This is a genomic window from Neisseria sp. HMSC056A03 (genome assembly GCF_001815685.1).
GTDB lineage: Bacteria > Pseudomonadota > Gammaproteobacteria > Burkholderiales > Neisseriaceae > Neisseria > Neisseria subflava.
This window is the reverse complement of sequence record NZ_KV821648.1, coordinates 18,934-19,784: the sequence shown is the minus strand read 5'-3', so window position 1 is coordinate 19,784 and position 851 is coordinate 18,934. Positions and strand designations below refer to the sequence as shown.

Below are 851 nucleotides of genomic sequence, written 5' to 3'. Positions count from 1 at the left end.
CAGTGTAACCGTGTTTGAGAAACTTATCCGCGCCATGCGTGTTGTCGCTTGTATCTATTCAGATAGCGACTTGAGCAAGACGACCAACGAAGCACAGGCAGCGATTGAACAGCTATCAGAATCAGACGACTTATCACCGAACCAACGCCGTGAGATTCTGAAGCCTGTTCTTCGCTTGACGGAATATCAGGAAGCATACGGCGAAATTATCCCAGAACGTACAGTTTCAAAAATAGGCCTGTATTGCGCAAGCGTACAAATCGCACTGTACACAGCGAGCCTATACACGCGCCCAAAACGTTATATTCAGGCGTTATTCGACATCATCAACGGCGAATCGTTGCGAGCCATCGCCAAGAAGATAAACGAAAAAGAAACTGTATTGCGAGAAGAAGTATTAAATGCCGCTTGGCACTTCTTCCGCGTGGCAGAGTGTAACAGTTCCGTTCAGCCTGTTAACAGTATCCCTGAATTGCGACAAGACGGCTACAAGGTGCTGGCAGACTTTGACCGGCTGAAAGATTTTATTCAGACGGCCATGCAAAAAATCCTGATTCCGTTTGAGCAAAACACAGGAATCAGCCTGATTAATTACAACCAATTCCGCAAGGACTTGGTACAAGCGGAAATTATATAAAAGGCATAAAGAAAATGAGTAAAAATCCAAAGCAGCGAGAATTTACATTTAAATATAAGTTTGGCGGTAAATATTGGGTGGCATCTGTATTTGCTGATAGCGTTGAAGAGGCGAAGCGGAAGATTCGGGCGCAGGCTGCGGCGGTTTACGAGGGCGAAATTGTGGCAAGGTTTCCCGTCCTGCCTAAGGCATCTTGGGTTAATCGTTTGATAGG

Annotated in this window: 2 protein-coding genes; both read left to right on the top strand. The window is 45.8% G+C overall.

Going from position 1 to position 851, the window contains the following annotated elements:
• On the top strand, positions 1-637 hold a 637-nt coding region (locus tag HMPREF3052_RS09250; RefSeq protein WP_070749602.1), incomplete at its 5' end, for a hypothetical protein.
• A gap of 14 nt (positions 638-651) precedes the next feature.
• Positions 652-851 (top strand): hypothetical protein (locus HMPREF3052_RS09245; RefSeq protein ID WP_070749601.1); only part of this gene is annotated, 200 nt, incomplete at its 3' end.